The organism is Bombilactobacillus sp. ESL1197, assembly GCF_058107145.1.
In genome coordinates this window covers 296102-311424 of sequence record NZ_JBYLTY010000001.1, presented here as the reverse complement: position 1 = coordinate 311424, position 15323 = coordinate 296102, and the positions used below count along the sequence as shown (strand labels likewise).

The following is a 15323-nucleotide window of genomic DNA, read 5'->3' as shown; positions in this document are numbered from 1 at the left end:
TAATGGACAATAATAAGTAGGCCTAGCGGTTCATTTCTCGATATTCTTGTGGGGAATGGCCTTCTTTTTTCTTAAAAAGTTTATAAAAATAACTAGTACTTTGATAGCCAACCTCGCGCGCTATTTCCTCAATTGTGGCCTCCGTTTTTAACAGGCGTTCTTTCGCTTGCTCCAGTTTAGTAGTAACAATCAATTCTGATATATTCCAGCCCGTATGTTGCTTAACATATCTTGATAAATAACTCGCACTAAAATTAAACTGTCGGGCCAATTGCTGAACATTAACCGTGGCATAATTTTGCTCGATATAATTAATGATTTGCATACTGCGATGATCAATTCCCTTAAATGAATAATGAATTTCCTGGGAAATATCGGCTAATAACAATAGAAAATAGCCATATAATTTATACGTATTTTGAAAATTGCTTTGACAATATTCTTGAATAATTTGATTTAAAAAATCCCAAATTTCTAGTTGATGAAAGGTCGGAAAATATAAATATTTTTTGGTTCCGCTTCCTTGCAAAAATTGACTTAAAGGATTAACATCCTGCAAAAATTGTTTAAAAAGCCCCTGCTGAAACAGTGATTGATTGACCCCAATATTAATAACCAATGCGTTAGAATCAACAACTTCCAACGCATGTTGACTATGCAAATTCATGATTAAGAGACTATTAGCTAATAAATAAATTCGATCATCTAAAGTTTGATTGATCACTCTCCCATCATTTACAAACACAAATTCATAAAAATTATGTTGATGGAGTGGCGCCGGTTCGTACATTCGGTGGGCGACGATAAAAATATTTTTATCATTAGAGAATAATTGTTCTGAGCGTATTTGACCATCTAAAAAAACTTGCTTATCTACATTCAAGAGAAGCGGTAACTGATTTTTTTGAAAATCCACTGTCATAAGGGTTCCTCCTCAAAGTCACAAAAAAGCAGACATTCATCATAATTGAGCATTGTAACCGTTTGCTAAAACGACAAAAATTAAGACTGTAGCTTATGACAGTTTAGTTAGAGCTTCTATGAAAAAATTTTGGGCCAAAATTTTGTTTTTCTATTCGTATCAAGCATACACCCTTTTCAAATTTTATCTCAAGAATAATTTTTAACTGGAGGAACCCTGTATGAATAAAACCAAAATTAAAGTTGGGATTTTAAGTACTACCTCATTATCCATGAGTGCTTTAGCCATTTCTAGTGCTTTAAATTCTATTATTAAAGCTTTTCCCAATGATTCTATTGCCAAGATTCAAATGATTGCCACCATCCCTAATTTAAGCGCTTTGATATCCACTTTGGTGGTTGGAACTTTAGCCACGCATTTTTCTAAAAAAAGCTTAACGCTAGTAGGCACCCTGGTTTTAGCCTTGGGCGGATTAATGCCATTGGTTTTCCACAATAGTGTCAACGAACTATTAATCTGCGCTTTACTATTAGGAATTGGCATTGGCTTCATTAATACATTAGCACCGATGTTGATTTCTTTGTTTTTTGCAGACGAAGAGCGCGCTAGCGTTATGGGGCAATCTACAGCCATTAATAGCTTTGGCTCGATTATTTTAATGATGGGCGGAAGCTTTTTAGGGGCTAAAAATTGGGTTAACACTTATTTAATTTTCTTATTAACCATCCCTGTTATTTTATTAGTTATTTTCTTTTTGCCTCAAGATAGTACTCAAAAAGCGGCAGCTACCAAAAGTGATACGTCACAAGATCATCATACTTGGCAGATTGTCAAAAGTTTAAGCGGCTATGTTTTTGCCTTAGCCACACTAACTTTTTTACTAGCGCTCATTTATAATATTTTTCCCACCAATCTATCGATCATCATTAACACCAAACATCTTGGCGGTACTAGCTTAACCGGCATCATCAATTCGCTGGGAACATTGGGCGGCGTTTTAACTGGTTTTAGTATGAAGTACTTGAATAAGTTATTTAAGAACCAAACGTTAACTGCCGGCTTCGTTGCCTTAGCGCTAACCTTCTTCTTTATTTACTTCTTCAAGAATATAACTTTAATTATTATTGGTGCCTTGTTATCAGGTTTTGCCATGTCAATGATTATGTCTACCGTTCCTTTTTTAATTTCTTTAGTTTCCAAACCGGCTCAAGTAGCGATGGCCATGGCTATTTTTCAATTTGCTAATTCCTTAGGTGGAACTATTGCGCCACTAGTTTTAAAACTAATTAACATTAATGCCGGCGTTGATTCCTTTCTGTTTGGCGGAATTTGTAGCATTGTCGTTGCAGTTATTTGTTTAGTATCGCAAATTGGTCGCAAAGCAATGAATTTTCCCAACAGAAATGCTAATGTCGAAGCAGATTAATATCTTTGAGAAAGAAGTGTTGTCATTGAAGCAAGAAAAAAGCACCCAAACTAATTGGCAAGGACGCTGGATTAGCGCCAACAACTGTTTGGTTTCAGAAGAACCAGAATTTACACTTGCAGAAATGTTCTCTGGTCAAACTAAACCACAAAAACCAGTTGCTGAACGGTTGCACCCTGTAGTTTATTTTAAAAAAAATTTTTCCATCGATAAACGAGTTAAAACAGCCCACCTGAACATGACTGCCCAAGGAATTTATAAAGCATTGATCAATGGTCGCCCAGTAACTCAAGCTCGTTTTACTCCGGATTACACCAATTACAATGAATTTTTGCAATATCAAACTTATGATGTGACTGATCAGATAATTTCTGGACAAAATCACTTTTGCATCATGGTTGCTGATGGTTGGTACGCTGGACGCATCAGTGTTCAAGGTGGCAGTAATCAATTTGGTAATCAATTAGCATTATTGGCAGAACTAACGCTTGAATATCTCGATGGCACCCAAGAAATCCTTGGCACAGATGATAGTTTTACTGCCGGTTCCGGTAAACATGTCTATGCTGACATTGATATCGGTGAAAAACAAGATTTAAGACAGACGGATGCTTGGCTAACGGACAACTTAAATCTACCTCTTACGACCTTTATCATTGATGCTGATTATTCGCGTTTACAACCACAACAAGGTCCGCTAGTCTATGCACAAAAGCCCTTAGCTTGTCAAAAAGTTTGGTCAGAAAATGACGACTTAATCTGTGATTTTGGTCAAGTAATTACTGGTGTCGTCCGTTTAACAGCCACTATTCCCAAAAATCAGGCAGTTACACTTCAACACTCCGAAACTTTAGATGAAAACGGCCAATTCTTAATTAATATTATTGGACGTAATAAAGACCAAACCGATATTTTTATTGGTAATGGTACTACGCAAACCATGCAGCCCGACTTTACTTTTCATGGTTTTCGCTATGTCAAAATTTCTGGTCTCCAACAAAGTAATCTCCAACAGATTCAAGCTATTCCACTATATTCCAATATGCCAGAAACCGGCACTATTACCACTGATAACCAACAAATCAACCAATTGTTATCCAATATCAAATGGAGTCAGCAAAGCAATATGCTTTCCATTCCCACTGACTGTCCTCAACGTGAACGAGTTGGCTGGACGGGTGATATGCAAGTCTTTGCGCCTGCTGCCACATTTTACATGAATACCAATCAGTTTATCGAACGCTGGCTTAAAAATGTTCGCATTGACCAACGTCCCAACGGTGAAATCTTAGATTACTCACCTTCACCCAAAGATGCCCAAAAGAGTGTAGAATTTACCGGTTCTTATTCTTCGGCCGGTTGGGGTGATGCTATTATTTTAGTTCCTTGGACCTTATATCAAAGATATAACAACAAACAAGTCTTACAAGATAATTATCAAGCCATGGTTAAGTGGTTTGAATTTTCTAAAAACAGTGCCGCCGGCGACAAGACTGATGATTCCCAATATCTGTGGGACACGAAGTTTCATTACGGCGATTGGATGTTTCCCAGTTTCATGCTCCAAGATCCTGATCCCATGAAAACGGCGCAAGCCACTAAAAATACTGTGGCCACAGCTTTTCTAGCCCATTCCGCAGATCTGTTGGCCCAAATTAGTACTGTTTTACAGCAAGATGGCGCTCGTTTCAAAGCTTACTCTCAAAAAGTTAAGGCTGCTTTTACCAAATATTTGGTAACTGACAACCACCAACTCAAAGAAGATTATCAAGGCTGTTATGTTTTAGCACTCGCTTTCGACATGGTTCCCCAAAAAATGCGTCCAACTTTAATTAACCGCCTAGTTGAATTGATTCATCACAATCATGATCGCTTAGATACTGGCTTTTTAGCCACACCCTATTTATTAGATGTTTTAAGTGATAATGGTCAAGCACCATTAGCTGCTAAACTATTCTTGCAAGAGCAATGCCCTTCTTGGTTATATGAAGTTCAACATGGTGCCACCACGATTTGGGAATCTTGGGCGGGCATTCAACCAGACGGTAAAGTGGGCCAATTGTCCTTTAATCATTACGCTATGGGCTGTGTTTTGGATTGGTTTGTCCGCAAAGTTGCCGGCTTGCAAACATTGAAACCAGGATTTCAAACTTTTCAAATTCATCCATTAGTTCACGTTTGTGACAAAATTCAACTCCAATATGCCTCTCAAAACGGCTTAATTAAACTAGATTTAACTACACAAGATCAGATCACCGTCTTAAAACTCAGTGTTCCCCAAGACACTTGTGCGCTAGTTTGCTTGCCTTATACCAATCCAACACAAAAAAGACAGCTACTGCAAAATTATCCTGATGGCGCTCTTAATGAACAACAACATTGTTTACAACTTAAAGTTACTGCTGGTGAATATTTTTATCATTATTAAATAATTTTAAAGGAGTGTTATTTATGCAAATCAAAACTATCCAATTAAGTGAAACAAATCCCGCTGTCACTTTAACCGCCTATTTATTAGACGATTCCGAAGAAACTTTGGCCGGTAAAAAACGGCCTGGAGTTATCATTTGCCCAGGTGGCGCTTATATGAATTGTTCTTATCCGGAAGCTGAACCAGTAGCTTTAAAATTTAATTCTTTGGGTTATCATGCCTTTATCCTGCGCTACAGTACCTATAATGAAGGTTCTTCGGATTTTTCCAATATTACCAATATTGCGCCCAAAAAAGAGCGTCTATTTCCCCAACAATTGTTGGAATTAGGACAAGCCATGGTCTTAGTGAAGCAACACGCTGATGCCTGGCAGGTTGATGATCAAAAGTTAGCAATTTGTGGCTTTTCTGCTGGTGGTCATAACGTCGCCTTGTACGCCACCAATTGGCATCAGGAGTGTTTTCAAAAACATTTTGGCGCTGAGGCCCAATTACTCCAGCCTGCTGCTTGCATCTTAGGTTACGCCATTACCGACTACGTTAACCTTAATGAACATATCCAAAATGAGCTGCAGGGGATGGAACAGCAATTTATGAAAGCTTCCATGGTGACCTTTTTAGGGCAAGAGAACCCGGACCTAGCTGATTTAAAAAAAGTTAGTCCCCGTTTGCAAGTGACCGAGTTCACACCACCAACATTTATGTGGGCCACTGCTGATGATCCTCTAGTCCCGTCACTTAATTCACTCACGTTTGCCCAAGAATTAAAGAACCACCACGTTCCTTTTGAAATTCACCTCTTTGAACATGGTGCTCACGGCTTAAGCTTAGCCACACAAGCCAGTGCTGCTTCTCAAAATCAAATCAAGCCCGACATTGCTATTTGGTTTGATTTATGCGCCACTTGGCTACAACGAAGATTTGCTCTACCGTTACCCGAATTAAGTGCCTTTGAAAAAAATCTCAATTTAGCCGACTAACTAATAAAATCATCTGAATGATAAATTTCTATTTAAATCTTACTAATACTGTCACAAGAGGCGGGGCCAAAAGTCGTTTCACAGTTGAGCACTAGCCGAATTAAATTTTCCAGTCCGCTCACGACTGGAAATAATTGGATTCAATTAGGCAAAAACTGCTGACTTTTAAAACGCAATAAAATTACTGCTCAGATATTTCTATCCAAAATGTGAGCAGTAATTTTATTGTCCCGACCTCTTGTTTATTTTTTAAAGCGAATAAAAAAGTGCTGATCCAATCATCAACACTTTTTAAATAACCTTTTATTTTGTTGCTTGTTCCTGCTCTTGACCAATTTTAGCAATCCGCCCACGTTGGATATAAACCATCAAGATACTTAAATCCGCTGGATTAACACCGGAGATGCGGCTAGCTTGGGCCATCGTGGTTGGATTGATTTTTTGCAATTTTTGCCGAGCTTCCGTAGCCAAGCCTTGTACATCATCATAATCCAACCGCTCAGGAATCTTTTTTGATTCCAATTTTTTCAAATGCGCAATCTGCGCTTCTTCTTTTTTAATATAGCCCGCATATTTGAGTGAGATTTCAACTTGTTCCGTAACCTCCGGCGCCAAAGGTTCACTCGTTGGCCCAATAAATTCCACTAACTTAGCATAATCAATTTCGGGACGTTTCAAAAAGTCTGCCGCGACCACACTATCTTTCAGCGGATTCATTCCCAAACCTTCCAAAAACTCATTCACTTTTTTGGATGGTTTAATTCGGGTCATTTTCAAACGTAAAATTTCCGCCGTAACCTGCTGATACTTATTGAGGAAATTTTGATAACGAGTTTCGTTAATTAAACCGAGGTGATACCCCTTTTCAGTTAACCGTTCATCTGCATTGTCATGCCGTAAAATTAAGCGGTATTCGGCCCGACTAGTTAACAAGCGGTATGGTTCATTAGTACCCTTCGTCACTAAATCATCAATCATCACACCAATATAAGCTTCATTGCGACCTAGGATTAATGGTTCTTTATTTTGGGCACTTAAGGCCGCATTGATGCCCGCCATAATGCCCTGCCCTGCTGCTTCTTCATATCCAGAAGTTCCGTTCATTTGTCCAGCAGTGTACAAGTGACTAATAACTTTTGTTTCCAAAGATTGCTTCAATTGCCACGGTTCCACAATATCATATTCAATAGCATAACCAGGCCGCATCATTTTCGCATGTTCTAACCCGGCTACGGAATGCAACATCTGTTGTTGAATTTCTTCCGGCATAGAGGTCGAAAAATCCCCTACATAATATTCTTGCGTCGTGCGTCCTTCTGGTTCCATAAAAATCTGATGCCGCGGTTTATCCGCAAAACGCACTACTTTATCTTCAATAGAAGGACAATATCGTGGACCAACACCCTCAATTACGCCCGAAAACATCGGAGCCCGATCTAAATTATCCCGAATAATCTGGTGGGTCTGTTCATTGGTATAAGTCATCCAACAAGATATTTGGTCCTTTAAATAATGAGTCCGGTCAGTTAAATAAGAAAATGACCGAGGCGTTTTGTCACCAGGTTGTTCTTCCATTTGGGAAAAATCAACACTATCCTTAGCTACTCGCGGTGGGGTACCTGTTTTAAAACGCCGTAATTTTAGACCTAAACGTTCTAAATCTTCCGATAATTTAATCGAAGGCAAAGAATTATTGGGACCTGAAGAATACATCAATTCACCAATAATAATTTTGCCCCGTGAAGAGGTCCCGGCAGTTAAAACCACGCTCTTTGCTCGATAACGCGCACCGGTACTGGTAATCACTCCTTGACAAACTTGGTCTTCCACAATCAACTGGTCAACTAAGCCTTGCCGCAAAGTCAAGTGCGGCGTGGTTTCAATCGTTTCTTTCATGTATTGATGATATTCATTTTTATCAGCTTGTGCCCGTAATGCCCGCACAGCAGGACCTTTACCAGTATTTAACATCCGCATTTGTAGATAGGTTGCATCAATGGCTTTACCCATTTCGCCACCCAACGCATCGATTTCACGGACAACTACGCCTTTAGCGGGGCCCCCAATCGACGGATTACATGGCATAAACGCAATCATATCTAAGTTCAAAGTCAATAATAAAGTTTCTTGACCCATTCTAGCAGCAGCCAAGGCGGCTTCACACCCAGCATGCCCAGCACCGACCACAATCACATCATAACTTTTGGCGGCTTCATACTCTCTAACTTTCCCATCTGCCATCTATTAAACTCCTTATTTTCCCACGCAAAATTGCGTAAATAACTCTGTAATTAACTCATCGGGAGTACTTTCACCCGTAATTTCACCTAATTTGTCCCAACAGTTAGTCATATCAATCTGGACTAGATCAATCGGCATACCAGCTTTAATGCCTTGAATGACATCACTTAAAGAATCTTGTGCCTGGTTTAACAGCCCAACTTGGCGGGCATTGGTTACCACTGCACCATTTTGTTGTTGATCAATCCCTGCAAAAAACATCGTTTGTATTTTTTGTTCAATTTGATCAATGCCTTGCTGCTCCACCGCGGAAATTTGAATCACTTCCTGTGGATCGGCAGTTAAATCTTGCACACTAAACGCTTGTGGCAAATCACTTTTATTAATAATGACAATGCGTTGCTGCGTGGCAGTTTCGGCTAATAACTGTTGGTCTTGCTCACTGAACGGCCGACTGCCATCCAAAACTAATAAGACCAAATCGGCTTTCTTTAATTCTTGCCGACTGCGATCCACACCAATTTTTTCTACTTTATCATCCGTCGCATGGATGCCGGCTGTATCAATGAGCGTTAAGGGAATGCCATTCACATTAGCCATTTGTTCAATGACATCACGCGTTGTGCCCGCCACATCAGTTACAATGGCACGATCTTGCTTGGCCAAGACATTTAATAAACTGGATTTACCAACGTTGGGTTTGCCAACAATTGCTGTCTTTAAACCTTGATTTAAAATTTGGCCTTCTTGAGCTGTCTTTAACAGATTGGCAATTTGTTGCTGCACTTGTTGGGCTTTTTCTAATAACATCTGCGTTGTCAATTCTTCATTATCATATTCTGGATAATCAATATTGACTTCCACTTGGGCCAAAACATCCAAAATTTCTTGGCGTAGATTTTTAATTAAGTGATTTAATGAACCATCTAATTGCTGTAAAGCTTGATCCATCGCACGATCCGTTTTAGCACGAATCAAGTCCATTACCGATTCTGCCTGCGTTAAATCAATCCGCCCGTTTAAAAATGCCCGCTTCGTAAATTCACCAGGTTCCGCCAAGCGCGCACCATGACTTAACAAAACTTGTAAAACTCGGTTAGTAGCTAACAAACCACCGTGTGTATTAATTTCCACGACATCTTCACGAGTAAAAGTTTTGGGTGCTCGCATCACCGAAATCATGACTTCATCAATTGGCTGCTGATTTTGGGGATCAATCACGTGTCCATAATTAATAGTATGCGAAGCCACGGTGGTTAAATCGACCCCCGTCGTCACTTGGTTAGCAATTTTAATTGCTTGATCTCCTGATAAACGCACAATTGCAATGGCCCCTTCTCCAATGGGTGTCGAAATTGCCGCAATTGTATCAAATTCTGTAATTTCCGTCATCAAACTACTCCTTTGAAAGCACAAAAAAAGTGCTACTAATCCAGATTAGTCGGTTACTAATCTCGATAAAAAGCACTTTGACTACTTTTTGATCTCTAATCTTTCAGATCCCAATGATTTTAAATCTAGTTAATACGGTTAATATACTGGTTAAATGCCATTTTGTCAAAAATTACTTCTGCAATTCACGGACTGGGCGAATGACCAAATACTTATCTAAACCGCGTCCTTGTGTCCGCACGAAAACTTGATCATTGTTTTCCAAGTTTTGATAAATAATTTTACGTTCAATCGCTGGCATAGCATCTAAATAAACTGGCCGTTTGGTAGCAGCCACTTGTTCCGCCTTGAATGTTGATAAAGCAATTAACGACTCTTGCCGCCGTTTGCGGTAATTACCAATATCCAACAAAATTGGCTGCTCTCGAAAATCTAAGTAATAAGCATACTCTTGCACAATTGTTTGTAGGGCATTGATATTTTTACCATGTTTTCCAATAATTTTCGCTTGCAATTTCTCAGTGACATCAATATCAAACTTTAAACAATCCGAATTTTTAACATATTTGACTGCTTGCTTAAAACCCATCGTCTGCAAAATATGCGCTAAATAATCTTGAATTTGTTGAATCTTATTTTGCGTGGATTGCGTTTGTTCCACAAGATTTTGAATACTTTCCACCGGCTTCAAATCCACAATGGCTGGTTTCCGCCCAATCCCTAAGAATCCAGTTCGTCCTTCACTGATTACATTAACTGAAACCTGCTCTCGTTTAACCTGTAACTGTTTTAACCCCTCATCAATGGCCTTTTGAATTGTTGTTCCCTTAAACTCTGCCATAGCTACAACCAAGCTCCTCCAAATAATAATTACTTGCGCTTTTTATAAGCTTTTTTACGAGCCTTCCGTAAGGCCTTTTGTCGCTCTCGTTCTTGTTGCGCCTTAGCTTCTTGTTCCCGTTTAAATTTAAACGGATTTTGCAACAATAAAGTTTGCAAAACTTGAAAAGCATTAGAAACCACCCAGTAAACAGAGATTGCCGATGGAAAACTAATGGCTGGAATCAAGACGACAATTGGCATAAACCACATCATCATTTTCGCTGATTGCGGTTGATCCGGCTGTGATAAGTTAGCAATCCAAGTACTCAAGAACGTAAAGATCGCAGCTAAAATCGGTAAAACGTAAATCGGATCTGGTTTACCCAATGCCATCCATAAAAAGCTACCATTCCGTAATTGCGTAGTCCGATAAATAGCTTGATATAAAGCCCACATCACTGGTAACTGAATCAGCAGCGGCAAGCAACCAACAAACGGATTAACCCCTGCTTCAGCATAGAGTTTCTTCGTTTCTTCTTGTAATTTTTGCTGCGTATCTAAATCCTTAGCTGAATATTTATCCTGCAAAGCTTTCATCTGCGGTTGAATATCCATTTGCTTTTTCATACTGCGAGTCTGCCACCAATTTAACGGCAACAAAATAATCCGAATAATCACTGTAAATAAGACAATTGCCCAACCGTAATTATTACCGACTAATTTTGCCAACCATAAAATAAAGCGGGAGCCTTGATATAAGACATAATGATTCCAAAATCCACTACTACTTTTCGTAATCGGTTCGTTCAAATTAGAACAACCGCTGACGACCACTACCAGCATTAAAACTGCAACTAATAGTAACCAACGTCGATTCTTTTTCTTCAACATAGCAACTTTCCTTTATCAGTAGTTGAGACAAATAGTGTCACCAAATCACTGTGCTTTTTAGTAACGTAGCAAATCGTCACACAAAGATTTTAGATAGCCGTTAATTAATTAACAATTATTTTTGTCTCGTCCACGTTATTAGTCTTCCTATAACATTTTACCTAATTTTAGAAGATGTATCAGATTTTTTTTAGTTTCAGCCATATTTAATTTAGTAGCCGGCTTGCGAGCAATAATTAAAAAATCTACTTCTGCTGGCAATTGGGGCTTTAACTCCAATAAAGATTGCCGTAAATAACGTTTCATCTGATTTCGTAACACAGCAGTATGGGCAATCTTTTTACTAACCGATAAGCCTACGCGAAAATGCGGTTGGTTGGGTTTTTCAATTTGATACAACACAAACGCCCGATTCGCCACGGAATTATGTTGATCAAAAACTGCTTGAAATTCTTTTTCCTTTTTAATTCGATAACTTTTACGCATCTTTTAACCTCATCTAGTGAAAAGTAAATTCCTTCGGCACCAAGTACCAAGCCGTTAGAAACAGACTTAACCGGCCTAATTTTTCTTAAATTTTCGTAACAGTTTAATCGTGATTGCAGTCTGTTTACAATTTTGACTTGGTGCAACGACCACAGTAGTTAACCATTTTTGACAATTGTAGATTCTGGTCCAGCAAAAGTTGTTTTGGCTTTTGGTGAGGATAAATCTGTAATTTAAGACCTTGATCCACGGCCGTTACACCTCATTTCACAAAAATAATTTTAGCATAAAAAAGGACGCCTGAGACGTTAATTCATCCTAAGAATAATACCTTCCTAGGTTGTCTTAACTGGCGTCCTGTATAAAAAAACCACTGAATCTTCAGTGGCTTAGGCGGATAATACTTTTCTACCTTTTTGACGACGACGTGCTAAAACCTTACGACCGTTACTAGTACTCATCCGTTTCATAAAACCATGAACACGTTGACGATGACGTTTCTTAGGTTGATAAGTTCTTTTTGTAGTCATGTTTAAACACCTCCATAACTAATCTCATCGTTTATTATTCTAATGATAATACCATAGTAGTTTACCACATTTGCCGCCTAAATAAAATTATTTTTCTTAAGCGAAGGACGTTCTCATTCTAATTACTTGTTTAAAAAGTTGTGTATAAATTAAAACAGTTTCTAATCCTCAAACTTTTTCCACAAGTAAATCCGCAGTAAATTAACAATTAACTGCTTTGTTAACAGTTTTTCCACAGTTGTTAATATTAAATTAATTTTCTTTTGAAATAGCAAATCTGTTTGCTTTTATCTCTGTGGAAAACTCCAAATGTTTTATTTTCTTTCTTGTTTTCCACAATTTTCTGAATGATTTATCAGTGCTAAGTTTAAAAGTTAGTTTTTAATATCCACTTGTGGAAAACTTTTTTAAAAAATGCTAAAATAATGCAGTTAATTATCTATTACATTTTAGTTGGAGGAGTAATGTGCCCGAAATAACAAATGGTGAGTTGGATTCTTTTTGGGAATTTTTGCAAAAGAAATTTAAACAAGATTTTGCACCGGTTAGTTATCAAACTTGGATCGAAAGCGCCAAACCCTTAAAATTAGAAAACCAAAAAATTTATATTTCCGTTCCATCATCATTGCACAAAGAATATTGGGAACGAAATATTAGTACTAAAGTAGTTGAAACAGCTTATGAGTACAGTAATCAAGAAATTGTCCCCGTCGTTTTATTAGAATCTGAGCTCAAAAAACAACAATTAGAACAAACAATTACCCAACCGCAAACTGTTACTACTAAGACTGCACAGTCACCTATTCAAGCCGCTCATTTAAATAGTAAATATACTTTTGATTCTTTCGTGACTGGTGGGGGTAATCAAATGGCCCACGCTGCCGCTTTAGTGGTCTCTGAAGAACCTGGTACTATGTATAATCCGTTATTTATTTACGGTGGTGTCGGTTTGGGAAAAACTCATTTGATGCAAGCGATTGGACATCAATTACTAGAGCGTGATCCCAGTGCCAATGTTAAATATATTTCCAGTGAATCATTTGCCAATGATTTTATTAATTCCATTCAAAATCGGACCCAAGAACAATTTCGCAATGAGTACCGCACAGTTGACTTACTTTTAGTCGACGACATTCAATTCTTTGCGGATAAAGAAGGTACCCAAGAGGAATTTTTCCATACATTTAATACACTTTATAATACTAAAAAACAAATTGTCCTAACCTCTGATCGGTTACCAAATGAAATTCCAAAATTACAAGAACGGTTAGTTTCGCGTTTTAAATGGGGGTTATCAGTGGATATTACTGCACCTGATCTAGAAACTCGGACGGCAATTCTACGCAAAAAAGCCATCGCCGAAAACTTAGAAATTCCGGATGATGCGTTATCCTATATCGCTAGTCAAATTGACAGTAACGTCCGGGAATTAGAGGGCGCGCTCGTCCGTGTCCAAGCTTATTCAACAATTAACAATGCGGATATTGACATTAGTTTAGCCGCCGAAGCACTCAAAGATCTCAAAGATTCCAAACATCAAGTCGGCTTAACCATCAGCAATATTCAAGATCAAGTTGCTAAATACTACAAAGTTTCTGTGGAAGACCTCAAAGGCAAGCGCCGTAATAAAGCTATTGTCGTTCCCCGCCAAGTGGCTATGTATTTAGCGCGGGAACTAACTGATAGTTCTTTACCTAAAATTGGTCAAGAATTTGGCGGTAAAGATCACACCACCGTTATTCATTCTTGTGACAAAATCGCCAAATTGTTAGAATCCGATCTCAATATCCAACATGATTTGACCAATCTCAAAGCTAGCCTAAAAAATTAACATGTGGATAAAAAAAGCAAAGCTCAAGTTTTTCCACAAGAGTTTTGCGCAATTTATTAACAGTCAAAAGTTAAGTAGCTGTTAGCCTTTTAGCTGAAACGCACAGTTTCAACAGCTCCTACTACTATTACTACTATTTTTTTATTAATTATTAAGGAGACCACCATGAAATTCTCAATCAATCGTAATCAATTCAACCGCCAAATCACAAATGTTCAAAGAGCTATCTCAACCAAAACAACAATTCCAATTCTCACAGGAATTAAATTAGATCTAAAAGATGAAGGTTTAACAGTTACCGGCAGCGATGTGGACATTTCTGTGCAAACTTTTATTGATCAACAAAATGCTGATAATGAACTAACAATTGAATCAACAGGTTCTATTGTTCTACCAGCCCGCTTTTTTAGCGACATTATCAAAAAACTACCTAATGACCATTTCAGTCTAGAAGTTTTAGATCATTTACAAGTGGCAATTACTTCAGGTAATTCTGAATTTAAGATTAATGGCTTAGATGCAAATAATTATCCACATCTACCAGAAGTTGCTAATTCCGATCAATTAAAAATTCCAGCCGACCTATTAAAACAAGTAATTGACGAAACCGTCTTTTCTGCTTCTAAAGAAGAAAATCGTCCAATTTTGACAGGTTTACATTTGACAGTTAACCAAGACCAATTATTAACCGTAGCCACTGACAGCCATCGTCTCGCGCAACGGATTATCAAAATTCAAAATCCAAACGCCAACGATTATGATTTAGTCTTGCCCGCGCGTAGCTTAAAAGAATTAGAACATTCAATTGGGGATAATGCCGGTGATATCAATTTAGCAATTTCTGAAAACCAAGTTTTATTCGAATTTGAAAATACTTTATTTTATTCACGGCTCTTAGAGGGCAATTATCCGCGTACCGACCGTTTAATTCCCGAATCATCGACGACCCAGATTGAAATTGAAGCCAAATCACTGTTAGCTTCAATTGAACGGGCTTCACTGTTATCACATGCTAGTCGTAATAATGTTGTACGCTTGGCGATTAATGCTGCCGAATCAAAAGTTATTATCTATGGTAATTCTCCTGAAGTCGGAACCGTTGAAGAAGAAGTGCAATTTGATCAAGTTACGGGTCAAGATTTAGACATTTCGTTTAATCCGGACTATTTAAAAGAAGCCTTACAAGCTTTCGGTGATACAAAAATTAAAGTTGAATTAACCGCAGCACTGCATCCCTTTACGCTGAAACCTTTAGCAGATGATCAAGGCTTTATTCAACTGATCACTCCGGTAAGAACTTTTAACTAAAATTTAAAATTAACTTTTACGTAGAATGTCCGGACAATCGTTTACGGTTGCCGGACATTTTAT

Annotated in this window: 11 protein-coding genes and 1 pseudogene; 5 read left to right on the top strand and 7 right to left on the bottom strand. The window is 38.2% G+C overall.

The features are described from left to right. Positions 1 to 22 precede the first annotated feature (22 nt). The gene (locus tag AC3B6B_RS01260) at positions 23 to 922 is read right to left on the bottom strand and encodes an AraC family transcriptional regulator (RefSeq protein ID WP_489756896.1); all 900 of its coding nucleotides are present in this window, start codon (positions 920 to 922) and stop codon (positions 23 to 25) included. Positions 923 to 1142: 220 nt separating this feature from the next. On the opposite strand from AC3B6B_RS01260, the gene AC3B6B_RS01255 reads away from it, so the two are divergent. The 3 genes from AC3B6B_RS01255 to AC3B6B_RS01245 are packed head-to-tail and all read left to right on the top strand — an operon-like array spanning position 1143 to position 5759. Continuing rightward, positions 1143 to 2348, top strand: a complete 1206-nt coding sequence (locus AC3B6B_RS01255; protein ID WP_489756895.1) for an MFS transporter — start codon at positions 1143 to 1145, stop codon at positions 2346 to 2348. A gap of 16 nt (positions 2349 to 2364) precedes the next feature. Further along, positions 2365 to 4776 carry a family 78 glycoside hydrolase catalytic domain gene (locus AC3B6B_RS01250; protein ID WP_489757698.1) on the top strand — a complete coding sequence of 804 codons (2412 nt, stop codon included), beginning with the start codon at positions 2365 to 2367 and terminating at the stop codon, positions 4774 to 4776. A gap of 23 nt (positions 4777 to 4799) precedes the next feature. Beyond that, positions 4800 to 5759: an alpha/beta hydrolase gene (locus AC3B6B_RS01245; protein ID WP_489756894.1), complete on the top strand. Its 960-nt coding sequence runs from the start codon at positions 4800 to 4802 to the stop codon at positions 5757 to 5759. Positions 5760 to 6065: 306 nt separating this feature from the next. Here the strand turns inward: AC3B6B_RS01245 and mnmG are convergent. The 6 genes and pseudogenes from mnmG to rpmH all read right to left on the bottom strand — a co-directional run. After that, positions 6066 to 8000 (bottom strand): annotated as a pseudogene (mnmG, locus tag AC3B6B_RS01240) (tRNA uridine-5-carboxymethylaminomethyl(34) synthesis enzyme MnmG); the annotation flags it as partial. 12 nt (positions 8001 to 8012) lie between these two features. After that, positions 8013 to 9395, bottom strand: coding sequence for a tRNA uridine-5-carboxymethylaminomethyl(34) synthesis GTPase MnmE (gene mnmE / locus AC3B6B_RS01235; protein ID WP_489756893.1), 1383 nt, complete (start codon positions 9393 to 9395; stop codon positions 8013 to 8015). A gap of 169 nt (positions 9396 to 9564) precedes the next feature. After that, positions 9565 to 10233, bottom strand: a complete 669-nt coding sequence (gene jag / locus AC3B6B_RS01230; RefSeq protein ID WP_489756892.1) for an RNA-binding cell elongation regulator Jag/EloR — start codon at positions 10231 to 10233, stop codon at positions 9565 to 9567. 29 nt (positions 10234 to 10262) lie between these two features. Then, a complete protein-coding gene (gene yidC, locus AC3B6B_RS01225) occupies positions 10263 to 11105 on the bottom strand; it encodes a membrane protein insertase YidC (RefSeq protein ID WP_489756891.1) in 843 nt (280 codons plus the stop codon). A 147-nt stretch (positions 11106 to 11252) separates the two neighbouring features. Then, positions 11253 to 11591, bottom strand: coding sequence for a ribonuclease P protein component (gene rnpA, locus AC3B6B_RS01220; protein WP_489756890.1), 339 nt, complete (start codon positions 11589 to 11591; stop codon positions 11253 to 11255). A 389-nt stretch (positions 11592 to 11980) separates the two neighbouring features. Further along, entirely contained in the window at positions 11981 to 12121 is a 141-nt protein-coding gene (rpmH, locus tag AC3B6B_RS01215) for a 50S ribosomal protein L34 (RefSeq protein WP_249512191.1), read from the bottom strand. 475 nt (positions 12122 to 12596) lie between these two features. Between rpmH and dnaA the strand changes: the two genes are divergently transcribed. Continuing rightward, positions 12597 to 13952 carry a chromosomal replication initiator protein DnaA gene (gene dnaA / locus AC3B6B_RS01210; RefSeq protein WP_489757697.1) on the top strand — a complete coding sequence of 452 codons (1356 nt, stop codon included), beginning with the start codon at positions 12597 to 12599 and terminating at the stop codon, positions 13950 to 13952. 165 nt (positions 13953 to 14117) lie between these two features. Further along, complete coding sequence (dnaN, locus tag AC3B6B_RS01205; protein ID WP_489756889.1) at positions 14118 to 15260, top strand: DNA polymerase III subunit beta; 1143 nt, start codon at positions 14118 to 14120, stop codon at positions 15258 to 15260. Positions 15261 to 15323 lie beyond the last annotated feature (63 nt).